Source organism: Pediococcus damnosus (assembly GCF_001437255.1).
In the GTDB taxonomy this organism is placed as follows: domain Bacteria; phylum Bacillota; class Bacilli; order Lactobacillales; family Lactobacillaceae; genus Pediococcus; species Pediococcus damnosus.
In genome coordinates, this window is sequence record NZ_JQBD01000010.1 from 1 (window position 1) to 17,551 (window position 17,551).

General features: G+C 39.3%; 13 protein-coding genes. 1 reads left to right on the forward strand and 12 read right to left on the reverse strand.

Going from position 1 to position 17,551, the window contains the following annotated elements:
* Positions 1-382 precede the first annotated feature (382 nt).
* The 12 genes from lysS to pth all read right to left on the reverse strand — a co-directional run bounded on the left by lysS (position 383) and on the right by pth (position 16,184).
* The gene (gene lysS, locus IV84_RS02400) at positions 383-1,855 is read right to left on the reverse strand and encodes a lysine--tRNA ligase (protein WP_100078178.1); all 1,473 of its coding nucleotides are present in this window, start codon (positions 1,853-1,855) and stop codon (positions 383-385) included.
* 94 nt (positions 1,856-1,949) lie between these two features.
* Positions 1,950-2,957 carry a tRNA dihydrouridine synthase DusB gene (gene dusB / locus IV84_RS02405; protein ID WP_046871927.1) on the reverse strand — a complete coding sequence of 336 codons (1,008 nt, stop codon included), beginning with the start codon at positions 2,955-2,957 and terminating at the stop codon, positions 1,950-1,952.
* Between the two features lie 133 nt (positions 2,958-3,090).
* Positions 3,091-3,975 carry an Hsp33 family molecular chaperone HslO gene (hslO, locus tag IV84_RS02410; RefSeq protein WP_046871928.1) on the reverse strand — a complete coding sequence of 295 codons (885 nt, stop codon included), beginning with the start codon at positions 3,973-3,975 and terminating at the stop codon, positions 3,091-3,093.
* 122 nt (positions 3,976-4,097) lie between these two features.
* Positions 4,098-6,275, reverse strand: a complete 2,178-nt coding sequence (ftsH, locus tag IV84_RS02415; protein ID WP_046871929.1) for an ATP-dependent zinc metalloprotease FtsH — start codon at positions 6,273-6,275, stop codon at positions 4,098-4,100.
* A 96-nt stretch (positions 6,276-6,371) separates the two neighbouring features.
* Entirely contained in the window at positions 6,372-6,914 is a 543-nt protein-coding gene (hpt, locus tag IV84_RS02420) for a hypoxanthine phosphoribosyltransferase (RefSeq protein ID WP_046871930.1), read from the reverse strand.
* Positions 6,914-8,311 carry a tRNA lysidine(34) synthetase TilS gene (gene tilS, locus IV84_RS02425; RefSeq protein ID WP_052694536.1) on the reverse strand — a complete coding sequence of 466 codons (1,398 nt, stop codon included), beginning with the start codon at positions 8,309-8,311 and terminating at the stop codon, positions 6,914-6,916. The genes hpt and tilS overlap by 1 nt, the downstream gene beginning before the upstream one ends.
* A gap of 82 nt (positions 8,312-8,393) precedes the next feature.
* A complete protein-coding gene (locus IV84_RS02430) occupies positions 8,394-8,885 on the reverse strand; it encodes a S1 domain-containing RNA-binding protein (protein WP_046871931.1) in 492 nt (163 codons plus the stop codon).
* A gap of 156 nt (positions 8,886-9,041) precedes the next feature.
* Positions 9,042-9,413: an FtsB family cell division protein gene (locus tag IV84_RS02435; protein WP_052694537.1), complete on the reverse strand. Its 372-nt coding sequence runs from the start codon at positions 9,411-9,413 to the stop codon at positions 9,042-9,044.
* A gap of 212 nt (positions 9,414-9,625) precedes the next feature.
* A complete protein-coding gene (locus tag IV84_RS02440; RefSeq protein WP_046871932.1) occupies positions 9,626-9,895 on the reverse strand; it encodes an RNA-binding S4 domain-containing protein in 270 nt (89 codons plus the stop codon).
* Between the two features lie 591 nt (positions 9,896-10,486).
* Positions 10,487-12,079, reverse strand: a complete 1,593-nt coding sequence (locus IV84_RS02445; protein WP_371861584.1) for a putative polysaccharide biosynthesis protein — start codon at positions 12,077-12,079, stop codon at positions 10,487-10,489.
* 19 nt (positions 12,080-12,098) lie between these two features.
* On the reverse strand, positions 12,099-15,605 hold the full coding sequence (gene mfd / locus IV84_RS02450; RefSeq protein WP_046871619.1) for a transcription-repair coupling factor: 3,507 nt from the start codon (positions 15,603-15,605) through the stop codon (positions 12,099-12,101).
* Between the two features lie 21 nt (positions 15,606-15,626).
* On the reverse strand, positions 15,627-16,184 hold the full coding sequence (gene pth / locus IV84_RS02455; RefSeq protein WP_046871618.1) for an aminoacyl-tRNA hydrolase: 558 nt from the start codon (positions 16,182-16,184) through the stop codon (positions 15,627-15,629).
* A 327-nt stretch (positions 16,185-16,511) separates the two neighbouring features.
* Between pth and IV84_RS02460 the strand changes: the two genes are divergently transcribed.
* Complete coding sequence (locus tag IV84_RS02460; protein WP_046871617.1) at positions 16,512-17,474, forward strand: L-lactate dehydrogenase; 963 nt, start codon at positions 16,512-16,514, stop codon at positions 17,472-17,474.
* The last annotated feature ends 77 nt before the right edge of the window (positions 17,475-17,551 follow it).

Below are 17,551 nucleotides of genomic sequence, written 5' to 3' on the forward strand. Positions count from 1 at the left end.
TTGTTCAGTTTTCAAAGGTCTACTATGTCGCCGTTAAAAAGATGCAAGTAATTTTGACAGCTATATAATAATAGCATTTAGAATTAAGCATGTCAAGAAAAGTTTTTTTAATTACTTTTGCTTAACACCACATCTCCTAAGCAACGATTACTAGTATAACCAAAAAAGTGTCCATTGGTCAATACCTAAATTCATAATAATTCATCCCTAAAAGAAGATCATTTTTAGCTTTTTTCAATAAACACGAACTATTCTTTTTATCCTTTTAAATTTCATTTCTATTTATAACAATTAATCATCATAATTATCATTTTCTATATATTAGCATTCACAAAATAAAAAAATAAACTATTTGCAAAAAAACAAATAGTTTATTTTATGTTTATTTTTCTGGACGCATCGTTGGGAATAAGATTACATCGCGAATTGATGGTGCATCTGTAAGAAGCATAACCAACCGATCAATTCCAATTCCTAATCCACCAGTCGGAGGCATTCCGTATTCCAAAGCTTCAATGAAATCTTCATCGATGCCTTCTGCTTCATCATTTCCTTGTTCACGTTCTTTAACTTGCGCCTCAAAACGCTCGCGTTGATCAATTGGATCATTTAGTTCAGTAAATGCATTACCAAATTCATTACCCTTAATGTAAAGTTCAAAACGATCTGTAAAGCGAGGATCATCTGCATTTTTCTTAGCTAAAGGTGAAATTTCAACTGGATGACCATAAATAAAGATAGGTTGTGTCAACTTGTCTTGAACTAATCGTTCGAAAAATTCATTAATGATGTGACCAACTTGCCACCAGTCTTCATAGTGAATCTTATGTTCATCAGCCAATTTGCGTGCATCTTCTACAGACATTTTTGGCCAGAAATCGACACCCGTATACTTCTTGATAGCATCAACCATGTGCATCCGCTCAAAATCCTTACCCAAGTCTAAATCAGTTCCTTGATAAGTAATTTTTCCATCTGGCGAAACTGCCTTAGCTGCCGCTTTGAAAATTCCTTCCGTCTCATTCATAACATCATGAAAATCAAAGTAAGCAGTATAGGTTTCCAGCATCGTGAATTCAGGATTATGTTTCGTATCCATTCCTTCATTCCGGAATACACGGCCAATTTCATAGACTCGTTCCATACCACCGACAATTAGGCGTTTTAAATGTAATTCCAAGGCAATCCGCAAATACAAATCAATATCTAAAGCATTATGATGCGTAATAAACGGACGGGCATTAGCGCCACCAGCCTGACCATGTAAAACTGGTGTTTCAACTTCCGTATAATCTAGGTTGTCCAAATATTTACGTATTGCTGTAATGATTTTAGTTCTCTTAATAAAGCGATCAAAACTATCATCATTAGAAATAAGGTCTAAGTAACGTTGGCGATAAATTTGTTCAACGTTCTGCAAACCATGGTACTTATCAGGCAGTGGACGAAGAGCTTTGGTAAGGAACGTTAAATCTGTTGCCTTAACCGTCAATTCGCCCATATCTGTTTTCATAACTTGGCCAGTAATCCCAATAAAATCACCTATATCTGCCTGTTTAAAAAGTGCATATTCATCTTCACCGACCGTGTCCTTACGAACATAGATCTGCATTGTTCCTTTACGATCCTTAAGATCAGCAAAGCCAACTTTACCTTTACCACGTTTTGACATCATTCTGCCGGCGATGGTTGCTTGAACATCTTTCTCTTCTAACTCTTCTTTATCAAAGTCACCATATTGTTCATGAAGTTGATTAGTCAAATGAGTTCGTTTAAATGCATGTCCAAAAGGATCAATCCCCTTGTCACGTAGATCTTGCATCTTTTGACGACGAACCTTCAATTGATCATTCATGTCCTGCTCTTTTTTTGCCACTTAAAAATCCTCCTCTACCGTTAGTCACACGTATCTATGATGCCTATTTCGCACCAAAAAAGCAAGTGAATATTTACCTTGCCATTTGTTGACGTTTAATTTCTCGTTCCTGCTGCTTCTCTGCAAATCGGTCAAAGATATCATCCATTTCTTTTTCCGTTTCAGCATTATTCAAAGCAACTTTGGTTCTCGCAGAATGCGAAATCCCCTTTAAATAATAGGCAGCTTGGGTCCTAAACTCACGTGGACCCACATAGTCACCCTTCAATTCCACTAATCCATGCAAATGTTCTTTTGCAATTCTGATCTTTTCAGCTGGTTCCGGTTCATCAACCAATTCACCAGTTTCAAGATAGGTCGAAACTTGATGGAGCATCCAAGGATTTCCTAAAACTGCACGACCAATCATAACTGCCGTGGAGCCAACTTCATCAAGCATTCGTTTAGCATCTTCAGCACTTCGAACATCACCATTCCCCATAAAAGGAATTGTAAGTTGATCAGAAACTTCTTTTAAAATATTCCAATCGGCATGTCCTGTATACATTTGTTTTCGAGTTCGCCCATGCATAGCTAATGCTGAAGCTCCGGCACGTTCAGCAGCCAACGCATTTTCAACTGCAAAAACATGATCGGAATCCCAACCCGTTCTCATCTTGACCGTCACTGGCTTTTTAACAGCATCTGTTACATAGGAAACCATCTCATATACCTTGTTCGGATCTAAAAGCCAACGAGCGCCGGCCTCCGTTTTCACAACCTTATTCACTGGGCAGCCCATATTAATATCAATAATATCAGCGGCCGTATGTTGGTCAACAAACTTAGCGGCTTCTACCAGCGTTTCTTTAGTTCCACCGAAGATTTGAATGCTCATTGGATGTTCACGTGGATCTACATTCATCATACTCAGCGTTTTTTTGTTTTTATACATAATTCCACGATCAGAAATCATTTCACAAACAACTAATCCTGCGCCAAATTTTTTACAAATCAGACGAAACGCTGAATTTGTTACGCCTGCCATTGGTGCCACAACAACTTGATTGGGAATTTTTACATCACCAATTTGCCATTCCATATTTTTCACCTCATAAAAAGTGGTCTAAGTTACTTTCACTAAGTCAGCTTTGAAAACAATCCTTTTCCGTCCTAATATCGCTGACATCATGAGAATTATCATAGCACACTACTGATATCTCACCAAACGAAACTCAATTCTTAGCCTTAAGCAAAATAGCCTTCAAGTCAGTTTCACTGTATTGATACTTATTCCCACAAAAACGACAGCTAACTTCCGCACCATGGTCATCTTGAATCATCGTCTTAATTTCTTTGGATGGTAAGCTCGCCATTGCTTTTGCAAATCGATCCTTAGAACAATCACAAACAAATGAAACGGGCATTTTATCCAGAATTTTCACTTTATCATTACTAAATATTAGTTTTAAAATATCTTCAGGTGTTTTCCCTTGCCGCAACAAATCTGATACCTGTGGTAAATGGGTTAACGTTGTTTGTAATCGATTAATTGCCTCGTCACTAGCACCCGGCATGACTTGAATCATAAACCCACCAGCAACTTCAACAGTTTCATCTGGATTCACAAAAACAGACACACCAACTGAAGAAGGGATTTGTTCAGATTGCGCCAAGTAATAAGTGAAATCATCTCCAATTTCACCTGAAGCCAACCCAACCTTACCAGTAAACGGATCCTTTAGTCCCATATCTTTGGTGACTGAAAGGGTTCCCTGATTACCAACTGCTTTACCCACATCAATATGATGGCGTTTATTTAATGGCAATGAAACATGTGGATGCTGCAAGTATCCCTTGACCGTACCGTTTGCGTTTCCGTCAACGACGATCCCACCAACAGGCCCACCACCATTAATTCTAACGGTCATTTTTTCTTCACCTTTTAGTAAAGAAGCCGCCAGCATGGTAGTTCCAACTAATGAACGCCCCAAGGCTGCGGTCGCTGCACTCCAAGTATCATGTCTTTTTTGTGCTTCCTGAACAAGATTCGTTCCGTTAATCACATATGCACGGAACATCCCGTCATTAATTATACTTTTTATTAAATAATCTTCCATATCTTCTCCTCAGCTTTTCTTCACTATCTTATATTTTTACACATTTTAAGGTTGAAACCAACCCAATGCTACAAAAAACAGTAAACTCTCAATAAAGAAAGTTTACTGTTTATAGTTTGAATTTAAAGATTTGTGTGATCGTCTGAATGATCATCTTGTGAATCTTTCTTAGAATCACTAGAATTTTGATCATGAGAACTTGGTAAACGATGTTCACTACCAGAATCATCCGTATCATGTTCGCTTGGTGTATTCAATGGTGTATCTTCTTTATCGGTATCTGAATCATCCTTGCTATCATCATCCGCATGACGTTCTGCTTCTTTACGTTCTAATTCACGTTTTGATTCTTCAAATGTAGCTGCCTTTTCACTTGGGAAATCAGAAGCTGCCCCACTGTCGGGCATCTTTCCAGTCTTAAACAAGCTCAAAATTTGTTTTTCATCCAAAGTTTCATACTTCAAAAGTGCTTCAGCAATAATCTTATGCTGTTCACGATGTGAAGCAATGATATCCAACGCGGTTTGATGCCCTTCATCAGTAAGACGACGAACTTCATCATCAATAATTCCAGCTGTCTTCTCAGAGTATGCAGGACCACTTTCGCCATAGTACGACTGTCCAGGAGCTGCTAACTCAACTTGGCCAATCTTGTCACTCATCCCGTATTGGGTAACCATCGCGCGAGCAATTCCAGTTGCTTGCTGGAAGTCATTAGAAGCGCCAGAAGATTTCGAATTAAAGATCGTTTCTTCAGCAGCACGACCACCCATTAACCCGGCAATCTGCTCCATAGCGTCTTTTTTAGACATCAAGTTCTGATCTTCACGAGGAAGCATGATGGCATAACCACCTGCACGACCTCGAGGAACAATCGTAACTTTATGAACAACACGAGCGTCATTCAATACTAAACCAACAATTGTATGACCAGCCTCATGGTAAGCCACTGTCTTACGTTCAAGTGGGTTAACAACTGCATTCTTCTTGGCTGGACCAGCAATAACTCGATCTTCAGCCTCATCCAAATCGGATGCATCGATAACCTTCTTATTACGTCTAGCCGCAAGTAAAGCTGCTTCGTTTAATAAGTTTTCAAGATCAGCACCAACAAACCCTGGAGTCTGTTTTGCAATCTCATTTAAATCAACATCTTTATCCAATGGTTTGTTTTTAGAATGAACCTTCAGAATTGCTTCACGACCACGAACATCGGGACGACCAACCAAGATCTTTCGATCAAATCGGCCGGGACGAAGTAAGGCTGGATCTAAGACATCAGAACGGTTAGTAGCCGCCATGACAATCACGCCTTCATTACCCGTGAATCCATCCATTTCAACCAACAATTGATTCAACGTTTGTTCACGTTCATCATGGCCACCACCCATGCCACTGCCACGTTTACGACCAACCGCATCAATTTCATCAATGAAGATGATGGAAGGAGAATTCTTTTTAGCTTGATCAAACAAATCACGTACTCGACTAGCACCAACTCCGACAAACATTTCAACGAAGTCTGAACCAGAAATTGAGTAGAATGGAACACCCGCTTCACCAGCAACAGCTTTTGCTAGTAAAGTTTTACCAGTACCCGGGGGCCCCTCCAAGAGGACACCGGCCGGTATTCGCGCCCCTAACGAAGAAAACTTACGAGGATCCTTCAAGAATTCAACAACTTCAACTAATTCTTGTTTTTCTTCTTCTTCACCTGCAACATCAGAGAAACGAACTTTGTTAGACTTTTTATCAGCCGGTTTAACTTTTGATTTACCAAAGTTCATAACACCCTTGCTGCCGCCACCGCCACCTTGGCCGGCTTGGCTCATCATCATGTAGAAGAAAACGATGAAGATAAGAAGTGGTATTCCTGTAACTAATAACTGGACCCAGAAACTGTTAGAAGCCTCTGGTTTTGTGTCCATTTTGACATTTTCCTTTTGTGCAGCTCGGGTAATTTGTGCAGTCGTAGAATCATTCTGCAAAACAGTTGCTGTAAAACTATCAACTGTAGTACTCGAACCAGACGCCGGGAATAAACCAGATTGGGCAGAAGCCTTTTGTGCAGTACGATATTTACCGGTAATTTTATAAACACCATTCGTAGGCTGTACTTCAAAACTCTTAACCTTATTCTTTTGCAATTGGGTCACAAAATCACTTGATGAAATCGTCTTTGTTTGTGTTGAACTACCTTGTCCAGTGAAGAAATAAATAATCCCCACAATACACAAGAAAATAACGATATAAAACAAACTGTTTTTTAAAAGTCCGTTGTTATTCCCTTTTTTATTCATTGGAATCCTCCTTGATAACGGTTTTACGAATGCTGAGCAAACCTCTGCTTTACCTTCGATAGATAGATAATATCACACTTGACCAATTTTGACCAATTATTTATCCAGATAAATTTTAGGCTTCAAAACACCTACGTATGGCAGATTGCGATACTCACCTTTATAATCTAGTCCATACCCAACGACAAATTCATCAGGAACTTTAAAACCAACATAATCTGCTTTAACTTCTAAAACTCGTCCAGTTGGTTTATCTAATAAAGTACAAACTCGAACACTTTTAGCATGGCGTTGCTTTAAAAGGTCAATAATAAACTTCAAAGTTCGTCCGGTATCAACAATATCTTCAATAATTAAAACGTCACGATCAGCGACATTTTGAGTAATATCAGTTACCAGCCGAACTTCTCCGGAAGATTTTGTTCCCCCATTGTAACTGGAAACGTCAATAAACGCCAACTGTGTGTAAACGTCCATTTGGCGCAGAACATCGGTTGTAATAAAAACAGCCCCAGATAATACACTAATCACAACTGGTACCTTATCCTTATAATCCGTCGTTATTTGCTGTCCCAACCGTTTAGCTGCTTTGGCAATGTCCTCTTGACTATACAAAATACGTTCAATATCATCGTTCATCAATTCAATTCCTCCAGATTATTTGTTTTCCAGATTATGAAATACTGTTGTTGCTGGCTGTCAAAAGGTTCTTCAAGCCAACTCTTACGAATTCCCAATAGCCAAACTGCTTGTTGATTGGCATCCTTTAATACTGGCCAACCTTTGCGTTTTGAAACCGGTACTTTAGCATCCATCAACACGCGACGGATGGATTTATGGCCACCATTTTTTAAGCGAAGTTTGATATCTACTGATCCAGCTCCCACAAAAAATGGTGTTTTAATTTGGTTCTTACTAAGTTTCATTACTTGATCGGCATTTACTAAATCCTGAGATATTTTGTTGGCATCAAACCATCCAACCGTCCCGTACTCTCCAATATCATGCCATTGATTTAATTTTAACATAGAATACACAGGTGCTTGGCCTTTTTCTCGCAATTCACTTGCAGGAAAAAAGCCAAATTGGGCGTAATTTTTTGAAAAAAGCATCTGAGAAGAGACCTGAATCTGCGCGGTTGGTTTTTGTTGATTATGTAAAAGATGCAAGATTTCTATCCGCTGAGAATCTGTCAATTTGCCTGCCCCAAGTTTCTGCAAAGCAATTTCTTGTAAAACCAAATCTTGCCATTCCGGACTCAGCTTTAAAAAGGCCTCGGTTTGATACCCATCCTTGCTCATAATTTGTTTAACAAGTTCATCTGCATGTTGTGATGTGGCCCGCAACAGCCTTTGAAGTTGTGTTTCATAACTTTGAACATGTGCCAAAAACTTTGAATTTTCCTGCTTAAGTTTTGGCACAATTTCTGTTCGCATTCGATTTCGCGTAAGGCTTTGATCTGTATTGGTCTCATCTTCATACCACTTCACATGGTTATCAGTTGCAAACTCACGAATGTCAGTCTTAGCAAAATTTAAGAGTGGACGCTGAATTTGCGTGTGTTTTGTTAATTGTCGCACCCCAATTCCTTGCAATTGTTGAAGCGATCCGCCACGCACTAACTTCATCAAAAACGTTTCAGCTTGATCATCAGCATGGTGAGCCGTAAATAAAAATTGTGCTTGATATTTATCAGCAACTTTCGCAAAAAAAGTGTAACGAATTTTTCGAGCCGCATTTTCAATTCCCGTTTTGGGATGTTTTGAAACTGGCCAAACTTCAATTTCCAGCTTTAACTGATGTGCTTTAGCGTAAGCTTCAATGAACGCCTGCTCTTCACTACTTTGGTTCCTTAATTTGTGATTTACATGGGCAATTACAATTTTAGGCCGTTTGGCCAATGGAAGATTTTCCAACAGCGTGAGCAACACCATCGAATCTACTCCCGTCGAAACAGCAACGACGACCACCGTTTTTGGTGTTAATTGGTAATCACGAATCGCTAAATTAAATTCATCTTGGAGTTGGCTCTTCACGTGACTTCACCTTCTAACTTTTTAAAAAAGGCCCGACCAAAACAAATGTTTTGAATCAGACCCTATACTTTATCTTACTAATTTAACTGCGACGACCGCCACGACCGCCACGCTTGCCTTCAGTATTATGTTTCAAGGTTGTAAGGCGCTCCTCACTATCTTTCAAGAATCCAGAAAGTAAGGAATCAAAATCCTTTGGTGCTTCATGATGACTATTGTTGTGTCCCTGATAATGAGAACTTGATTTTGAAGAATAATGCGAATTAGTAGTATGTCCTGCATGATTCGAATGATTAGCATGTTCAGAGTGACTATGATGCTCATGTTCATGTTCTGGCCGATCCTCGGCCTTACGCATTGATAGTCCAATCTTGCCATCATCACCGATTGTCAGAACTTTGACTGTGACCGTATCCCCAACAGTTAAAACATCATGGATATCTTTTATAAACTTGTTGGAAACTTCGCTAATGTGAACTAATCCTGTTTTGTGATCGCCTAAATCAATAAACGCCCCAAAATTAGTGATTCCAGAAACTTTACCAGATACTTTTGACCCAACTTCAATTGCCATAAAAAAGTACTTCCTCCTTAGACTATGTGTAATTAGTATAGCACCACCTAACGTTGAGTGCGAGAAAATCAGAAGCAAAGCTGACCAATAAAAAAGGCCAATTATATTTTTGAAATAACGAGCTTCAAAATAATTGGTCTTTTAAAAAATTAAATTTTATTTTTGACTCACATCTTCAGAATGATCAGAAGGCAAACTGTAAATGATTTCACCCGACTTGCTGTAATAATACTTTTCCCGAAGTAACTTTTGTAAATAATTATCATTATTTAATTGTTTCACTTGGACATCTAAAGTTTCATTTTGATTTTTAGCAGTTGTATAATGTTTTTTACTTGTACTAATTTGTTGTTCAACTTGCGCCCTTTCATAATGCGTATGGATGAGTTGGAAGGAAAGGATGCCGGCAAAAACAATAAAGATCCCCATAATAATATAAAAGCGATGTAAACGAGCTGTACGAATTTTGCTTATTTTTTCAGTAGCTATTGTATTTTGTTTCTTAATATCGTTCACATTACTCGCCATTTATGCAACCCCACTTTTGATTTTTACTATTTCTACCTGTAATTATAACAACCTCTCAGAAACCTGTCCATGGCTTTGTAGCAAAGATTTCATTAAATTTTGTAAGTGGTTTCCTATGCACTAAAAATGGGGCCAAGCAACCACAAAGTGGAAACCTGACCCCATTTATTTTGGTTTTTAAAATTGGTTGAGAAAGCTAACGCCCAAACAATTTATTTTCGATAATCTTTCTCGTAATCTTCCGCCAAAATTGTAAACATGCGTTCTGCATCATCTTTTTTAGTTGTCTCTAACAATGCATCGACCCGAACCGTCAGCGTTTTATTTCCAAACTTAATCACAAGCTTGTCATTCACAACAACATTGGTAGATGATTTCGCTACGCGCCCATTAATTGTAATCCGTCCCTGATCTGCAATTTCTTTGGCAATAGAACGTCGTTTAATGATTCTCGAGATTTTTAAAAATTTATCTAATCGCATTTGTTCTCCTCGTTTCTATTTAGTTATCGTAATGCTACTAAGGGTTGAAAGTACTAAGCTTCACCTAATTACCTGATACAAAAGAGTTAATAACAATCAAATTAGTTCAGATGCCGTCTTCCAGCAAATCTGGGCCGGAACGTAGTGGGCACGACTTAGAGCTGAAATTCACATCTCTAAGCTCGGCCTTTATCTAAACGATAAATCGTTAAGATAAATGACACTACTGAGCCCATTTTCTTCCAGACTGATTCAAGTTTTAAAATTAATTATATTTAACACAAAGATTGTTATGGAGGTGCTCGTACGAATTATCTATAGACAACAACTTCCCCAGTTCGTAGGCGTTTTGGCCTCAGGGGTAAAATTTATCTTAGCGATTTATCGTTTAGATAAAGGTCGAGTTTGAAGACAAGTGACCTGCTTGGCTTCAAATCGTGCCCACCCCGTTCCAGGCCAAGTGAGCCGGAGGACGGCAGTTTACCTAATTTCGATGGACTAAATTTTTTAATAGCAGTACCCGGAATCATTTTTGTGCCTTCTCCCCTAATAATGCTATCCAAAAGTAATTTACTTTTTTGAAAATCCTCGTTATCTAACTATTTTTTTGAGTAATTTCTTTCCATATGGAATGGTTAACCATTCGCGAATCGTGAACAAACGCACACCAATGGCAACCCCAATGAATGTTAAGCCACCCAATAAAACCACAGCCACAACAATAATTCCTAATTCTATTCGACCTACATCAGGAAACAGTCCCAGCAACACCAGTTTACTCCAATTAACCACCAGTGCCATACTTCCGCTTGCAAGTACCAATTTTGCGAAGAATCGCCAATCTAGTTTAAGGTTATCCTTCAAAGAATCTGGGCTACCAATTTGCATGCAAATCAGAATCACGGCCAAACTGAGCACCGTTACTAAACTAGCACCGTTGATTCCATACTTGGTCACTGCCAACCGGTTGAAAACTAATTTCACACCTAAACCTGTAAAAAAGGCCAATATTGCCGGTCTGAAAACATTCACACTTTGGAGCACACTATTATAAGTCGCAATTAGGGCAGCTAAAATCACAGCGATCACATAAATCATGATTGCGGAGGTTCCTTCGGTATTTCCAAACAATAACCGGTTAATTTGAGGAAGCAAGGTGATCATCCCTACCGTTGCGGCAACCGAAATTGCCAAACTAATGTGCAACATTGATTGAACGGTTCTTTTAAACTCGTAACGATTATGCTTTTGAACTGCCTTGGTTAAGGTCGGCAATAAGGTGGTTGAAAATGAAGTTGCCACCACTAACCCCAACTGAACCAAGGGCTGAGCACGATCGTAAATTCCTTTTAGTGCCTTTGCGTTTCCATTAGACACACCACTTGCTACCAGCCCATTTTTCACAGTAAACGAATCAATTAACTGCAACAGAATGATAATGGCTGCAAATAAACAAATTGTGCCACCCTCTATCAAAAACCGTTTGCCTAATTTTGAGTAGCTAGTAACTGGCTCTAACGAAACACCAGCTTGACTTGGTAAGGGTGCAAATATTTTTTTCCGAAATAATCGTAAAAAGTATAAAGTGCTCACAATTGCAGCCACGACTGCTCCTGACATTGCCCAGGTGCCCATTCGATATACGTTCCAATTTTGACTAGCTGCTGTGTAGGCCACACCAATAATGATTGCTACGCGGACCACCTGTTCCATTACTTGTGAGCGGGCCGTGGGAATCATCTGAAAAATCCCTTGATAATAGCCTCTCCCAACTGCCAGAAAAGGCATGAAAATAAACATTAACGAAACACAGCGGATCAAAGGTGTAAGCCCAGCATCTCCCATTCCACCAGCAATCTCAGGAGCAAAGCTCAACAATGAGATAACAATTACAAGTGAAATACCACTCAGAATAACAAATGCTCGCCGCGCAATTTTAACCTTCTGTATTTCAGTTTCTTGTTCAGCAATTAATTTAGAAACAAAAACCGGAAAGCCGCTCAGCGCAAACGTGATCCCAATCCCATAGATCGGATATATTTGTTGATAGACGTAAAAACCGGTGTTACCCACTAAATTTTGGAGAGGAATTCGATAAACGGCACTTAACACCTTTGCCACCAGTGACGCGAAGGTTAAAATAAACGCTCCTTGCATCGCATTTTTCATCTTTTTATTTTGCACGGGAGTGTCCTCCTTTAAACTACGCCACTTTTTTTATCAATGCTTCCACGAATTCTTTTAATTGCGCTAACCAATCTTTTTCCTGCATTTTTGGTTGAATCACTAATTTAATCTGCATTTTACCACCGTCAACATTGACCATCGCGCGCAGTTTTGTGGCTGATAATGCCTCAAAGATATCAGCTTGCTGTAACTTACCAGTAGCCCGCGGCGATAAGGTAACTTGAATCGCATCGTCATGACGTTGAATCTTTTCAATCAAAGCTTCATCGGCCAACATTTTAAGCTGCCCGATTGCAAGCAAATTAGTAACTTCAATTGGATATTCGCCAAACCGATCAATCAAATCTTCTTGAATCTCAACATACTGGTCTTGATTCTCAATTTGACGAATTCGTTTGTACAATTCAATCTTTTGTCGTTGATCTTCAATATACGTACTTGGTAAATAAGCTTCCACACCCAGTTCAACTTCTGAATCGGTTGCGACCTTAGCTTTTTTGCCTTGTTTTTGATTCACTGCATCGGTCAGCATTTGGGTGTACAAATCGTACCCAACTGAATCAATAAATCCATGTTGCTGTTGCCCAAGCAAATTGCCGGCCCCACGAATGGATAGATCCCGCATCGCAATTTTAAAACCAGAACCTAACTCCGTAAAATCTTTGATCGCTTCTAAACGCTTTTCACTAACCTCAGTGAGGACTTTATTAGGTTTATACGTAAAGTATGCATAAGCCACCCGGCTGCTCCGCCCAATTCGACCTCGTAACTGATACAACTGTGATAATCCCATATGATCCGCATTTTCAACAAACAATGTGTTCACATTCGGAATATCCACACCAGTTTCAATAATTGTGGTCGTCACCAGCACATCGTACTCGCCTTGAACAAAGTCATACAAAACGCCTTCCATTTGCTTTTCCGACATTTGGCCATGAATGTAAGTCACACTTGCTTCTGGAACCAATGCTTCAACCTGACTAACCGTTTCTTCAATGTCCTCAACCCGATTATGCAAATAGAAAACTTGACCGCCACGCTGTAATTCACGATGAATACCATCGCGAATGGCTCCGGCGTTTTCTTCCATTACATATGTTTGAATGGGATACCGGTTAGTTGGTGGCGTTTCAATAACAGAAAGATCGCGAACCCCAATCATCGACATGTTAAGTGTCCGTGGAATTGGCGTGGCCGTCAGAGTTAAAACATCAACGTCAGATTTGAGCCTCTTGATCTTTTCCTTGTGTTTAACCCCAAATCGTTGCTCTTCATCAATAATTAATAGACCCAAATCTTGAAACTTAACGTCCTTTGATAATAACCGATGGGTTCCTACCACAATATCCACGGTTCCATTTTGTAACCCATCCAAAGTTTCTTTGATTTGTGGTCTCGTTCGGAAACGGGATAACACCCCTACTGAAATCGGATAACCACTAAAACGATTAATCATTGTTTCATAATGTTGTTGTGCCAAAATGGTTGTCGGTACCAAAAAGGCAACTTGTTTACCATCTTCAATTGCCTTAAAGGCTGCTCTTAAAGCAACTTCAGTTTTTCCATACCCAACATCGCCGACCAACAAGCGATCCATTGGTTTAGGCCGTTCCATATCGTGCTTAATTTCAACGACACTTCGCAACTGATCAGGCGTTTCAGAATAAGCAAAATCGTCTTCAAATTGACGTTGATAATCGTCATCTTTTGAAAAGGCGTATCCCTTTTCTGCTTCTCGTTGCGCATACAAATCAACCAATTCATCGGCAATATCTTCAATTTTGGCTGCCACTTTACGCTTGGTCTTGGACCAGTCGCTGCCACCTAATTTATTTAAACGCGGATGTTTACCTTCAGAAGCCACATACTTTTGCACTAAATTCAGCTGAGTCACGGGGATAAATAATTTGCCACTCCCAGCGTACTGAATTGTGATGTAGTCTTGATGAACTCCATCTACAAGCATTGTGGTCATCCCTGTATACCGGCCAATTCCGTGATTCACATGTACGACAAAATCACCCGGCTTTAACTCTGTATAACTTTTGAGTCGTTGGGTGTTTTCCATTTTTTGGCGTTTTGGCCGCTTCTTCGGGATCTTTGCAAACAGTTCATGCTCAGTAATAACAACTAAGTTAGACTCTGGATATTCAAATCCACTTGCTAACTGCCCTTGCAAAATGGTAACTGCCTTGGGTTGCACTTCCTGATCACGGGCCACAACCGCTGAAATCTCAAAATCTCGGAGCGTAGAACTAACCTTATCCAAACGCTCCTTCTTTTGAATAAGAACAACAATTGTTTGTTCCTGCTTTTGCCAACGATCCATTTCTGTCTTTAAAACGGGCATTTGTCCATAAAACTCTTGCATTGCCCGCGTTCTAATATCCACCAGTTGATCTAATTTTAAGCGTCCAAGGCCCTTTTGAAACAAAGATAACAAAATTTGAGCCTGATTGTGATCCTTGATTAATTTGCGAATTTCAAATCCAAATTTTTCATTTGAAATGACCTGATGCGTTTTTAGTTTATCTGCTACCCACTCGGCGTCATCATCTTGCAGATCACGTTCGGCTTCCAAGATTCGAGAATAGTCATCGAAAACAAGGACCCCGGTTTCATCCATGTAATCCAACAAACTATCTTTTTCATCATAAAGATAGTCAGAAAGGACAATGTCTTCCGGTTGCACATTTCGATCTTGCCACCTGGCCAAAATCGTTTCAGCCTGTGAATCCAAAAGTTGAATATCATTATCGGACTCTAAACGCTTTTTTTCGCTTTTAACTGCTTTTTGATAATTTTCAATGCCTTTTTCCAGCATAGCCTTTGTCACAATAAAGTCCGTTGCCGGCAAGATTGTCACGGCTTCAATATTTTTAACGCTTCGTTGGTTTTCTGCATCGAAGTAACGTAATGAATCAACCTCGGTATCAAAGAAGTCAATTCGCACAGGGTAATCCATATTTAATGGATAAATATCCACAATTGAGCCCCGCACCGCAAAATCTCCTGGTCGTGCAACCATTTCTTCTCGCACAAATCCCATATCCACCAATTGGTCTTCAAGCTCTGTCAGCTCAAACTCTTTGCCAACACTAACTTCAAGAACTGCCTGTTGCATAACCTTTTTTTGCGGAAGAAATCGGCGCAATCCTGACACTGAAGTGACATAAATTCCTGGTTCATTCGTAATCAACGCGTGTAAGAACTCAGTGCGTTGCCCACGATAAACAGGGGCACTGGTAGCTGCCGATGCCGCAATTGTTTCTTCTACCGGGAACAAATGAACTTGGGATTCTTCAAGAATATTTTGCAAATCATCGGTTAATTGTTGCGCGTGGTATAGATTATCCGAAATTGTTAAAATAGGCGCATTTTGATGACTAAGTAATTCAGTTAATAAAAGCGTCTTTGCGGATCCAACTAAACCCGTGACTAATTGGCGACTGTCAGGATTCGTAGCACTGAGAACTTGTTGGACTTCATGACTTTGGGCAAAGAAATCCTGAATGTTCATAGTGATCCCCCTTTTAATCTTTTAATTGTACTTATTCATTAGATCAGCAATGGACATCCCATTCACCCAATCTTCCAATCCGTTAACACTATGATCAACACTTTCATCAAATAAAGGTTGTTGCGTGGCTGTAAACTTACTCAGCACATAATTAACTACGGTTGTTTTTTGAGGATGATCCGTCCCTACTTTTAAACGATCAAAATTTTGTGTTTTTAAATGAGCAATTAAACTTTTAATACCATTATGACCACCAGCTGCTCCCTTTTGCCGAAATCGGATTTTACCAACTGGCAAATCCATATCATCATGCACAACGATCAGATCAGCAATATCAATTTTGTAATAATCTAGCAAAGGACGGACTGCCCTTCCCGAATCATTCATATAAGTTGAGGGCTTTACCAATAAGATCTTTTCGCCATTCACAACAGTAGTTGCCAGACTCGCTTCCATTTGATGTTTAGAAAAAGTAGCCTGATGAACACGAGCAAATTCATCTACCACCATAAATCCTGTATTATGGCGTGTCCCGTCATACTTTGCACCAACATTTCCTAAACCAACGATCATTTTCATTTGTATTACGCTCCCATTATTTTTATCTGAAACAGACAAAATGGCCGAACAGAATTAATCTGTTCAGCGTTCCGTTTAACAATTACCCAATTGTAGCATATTCGCCTATTTGTTGCAGTTTTGGATCCTCAAATCAAGAAAAATTACAGTGTTTTTCTCCATTAACTGAAGCTCCTCACAAGAAGCTTTGAACCAAATTTTTTTCGTCGCAATTAAAATCTAAATATTTAACAACATTTTTCAATAAATATGAGTTACTAAATACGAAATTAAAGGGTAACGTGTTATACTTGTACTGAAATTATAAATTGAAAGGATGTTATTATATTGTCTAATACACCAAATCATCAAAAAGTTGTTTTAGTTGGCGATGGCGCTGTTGGTTCTAGTTATGCATTTGCTATGGCTCAACAAGGAATTGCCGAAGAATTTGTCGTTGTTGATGTCATTAAGGATCGTACTCAAGGAGATGCACTTGACCTTGAAGATGCAATCCCATTCACTTCACCAAAGAATATCTATTCTGGTGAATACTCAGATTGTAAGGATGCTGACTTAGTTGTTATTACAGCTGGCGCACCTCAAAAACCTGGTGAAACTCGTTTAGACCTTGTAAACAAGAACTTGAAGATTTTATCAACAATCGTTAAACCAGTTGTTGATTCAGGATTCGATGGTATCTTCTTGGTTGCTGCTAACCCTGTTGATATCTTAACTTACGCTACTTGGAAATTCTCAGGATTCCCTAAGGAAAAGGTTATCGGCTCAGGAATTTCTTTGGATACTGCTCGTTTACGTGTGGCACTTGGTAAGAAATTTAATGTTTCACCTACTTCTGTTGATGCTTATATCTTGGGCGAACATGGCGATTCCGAATTTGCTGGCTACTCAGCAGCAACAATCGGTACAAAGCCATTGCTTGAAATTGCTAAAGAAGAAGGCGTTACAGCTGATGATCTTGCTAAAATTGAAGATGATGTTCGTAACAAAGCTTACGAAATCATCAACAAAAAGGGCGCAACCTTCTATGGTGTTGCAACTGCTTTAACAAGAATTTCAAAAGCAATCTTACGTGATGAAAATGCTGTTCTCCCCGTTGGTGCTTACATGGATGGCCAATATGACGGTTTGAAAGACATTTACATCGGTACACCAGCTGTTATTAATGGTTCTGGTTTGGCACGTGTGATCGAATCGCCATTAAATGCTGATGAGAAACAAAAGATGGCTGCATCTGCTAAGACTTTGAAAAAAGTTTTAAACGATGGTTTGGCTAACTTAGAAAAATAAAGTTAAACTTAACAAAACATCCATTAAAATCGGTAATTCGCGAAATTCCTTTTCGGCGAGTTATCGATTTTTTTATC

Coding starts and splice junctions, on each gene's coding strand:
- lysS (WP_100078178.1), bottom strand. CDS start 1,855: ATGAATGATCAATTGAAGGTTCGTCGTCAAAAGATGCAAGATCTACGT.
- dusB (WP_046871927.1), bottom strand. CDS start 2,957: ATGGAATGGCAAATTGGTGATGTAAAAATTCCCAATCAAGTTGTTGTG.
- hslO (WP_046871928.1), bottom strand. CDS start 3,975: ATGGAAGATTATTTAATAAAAAGTATAATTAATGACGGGATGTTCCGT.
- ftsH (WP_046871929.1), bottom strand. CDS start 6,275: ATGAATAAAAAAGGGAATAACAACGGACTTTTAAAAAACAGTTTGTTT.
- hpt (WP_046871930.1), bottom strand. CDS start 6,914: ATGAACGATGATATTGAACGTATTTTGTATAGTCAAGAGGACATTGCC.
- IV84_RS02430 (WP_046871931.1), bottom strand. CDS start 8,885: ATGGCAATTGAAGTTGGGTCAAAAGTATCTGGTAAAGTTTCTGGAATC.
- IV84_RS02435 (WP_052694537.1), bottom strand. CDS start 9,413: ATGGCGAGTAATGTGAACGATATTAAGAAACAAAATACAATAGCTACT.
- IV84_RS02440 (WP_046871932.1), bottom strand. CDS start 9,895: ATGCGATTAGATAAATTTTTAAAAATCTCGAGAATCATTAAACGACGT.
- mfd (WP_046871619.1), bottom strand. CDS start 15,605: ATGAACATTCAGGATTTCTTTGCCCAAAGTCATGAAGTCCAACAAGTT.
- pth (WP_046871618.1), bottom strand. CDS start 16,184: ATGAAAATGATCGTTGGTTTAGGAAATGTTGGTGCAAAGTATGACGGG.